This is a genomic window from Mangrovicella endophytica, assembly GCF_002893625.1.
GTDB lineage: Bacteria > Pseudomonadota > Alphaproteobacteria > Rhizobiales > Rhizobiaceae > Mangrovicella > Mangrovicella endophytica.
In genome coordinates this window covers 1-983 of sequence record NZ_PKMZ01000028.1, presented here as the reverse complement: position 1 = coordinate 983, position 983 = coordinate 1, and the positions used below count along the sequence as shown (strand labels likewise).

Annotated in this window: 1 pseudogene; it reads left to right on the top strand. The window is 71.8% G+C overall.

Annotation, left to right across the window (positions count from 1 at the left end):
- A pseudogene (locus tag C0R46_RS20585) lies at nt 1-983 on the top strand (hypothetical protein); the annotation flags it as partial.

Sequence of the window (983 nt, the reverse complement as noted above, 5' to 3'; positions counted from 1 at the left end):
CTCGGTCGCAGCTCCGGTCCTCGGCGGCGTCATCGACACCGCTGGTGATACGCTCGGCGCAGCAGCCGGCACCGTCGGCAGCATTGTCGGCGGCGCCACCGATACGGCTGGCGGCCTTCTCGGCGGCGGCGCTTCGGCGCCCGGCGATACCGACCTCACCGTCGGCCTCGACACCGGTCTGCCGGTGGTGGACGGCGTCGGTGCGGGCGTCAGCCTCGATCCCGTTGAAAGCCTCGTCGGCGACATCGATCTCGGCATCGGCGCGGACGTGCCCGCCGCGGTTGGTGCTGGCACCGACACCGTCGGCGGCGCGATCGACACGACCGGAAGCGTTATCGATACCGCTGGCTCGGTGCTCGACACTGCTGGCTCGGTCGCAGCTCCGGTCCTCGGCGGCGTCATCGACACCGCTGGCGACACGCTCGGCGCAGCAGCCGGCACCGTCGGCAGCGTTGTCGGCGGGGTCACGGACACGGCCAGCACGGTCGCCACACCGGTGATTGATACCGTCGGCGGTACTCTTGCCGATCCGCTCGGCACGGTCACCGATACGGCCGGCGGCCTTCTCGGCGGCGCTCCGGCGCCTGGCGACACCGACCTCACCGTCGGCCTCGACACCGGCCTGCCGGTGGTGGATGGCGTCAATGCCGGCGTCAGCCTCGATCCGGTGGAAAGCCTGGTTGGCGATATCGACCTCGGCATCGGCGCGGACGTGCCCGCCGCGGTTGGCGCTGGCACCGACACCGTCGGCGGCGTCATCGACACCGCTGGCGCAGTAGTCGCTCCAGTGGTCGGCGCCGCAACAGACACCGTCGGCAGCGTCGCCGCGCCGGTGATCGAAACGGTCGGCGGCACCCTCGCCGATCCGCTTGGCACGGTCACCGATACGGCTGGCGGCCTTCTCGGCGGCGGTGCTTCGGCACCAGGCGACACCGACCTCACCGTCGGCCTCAACACCGGCCTGCCGGTGGTGGACAGCGTCG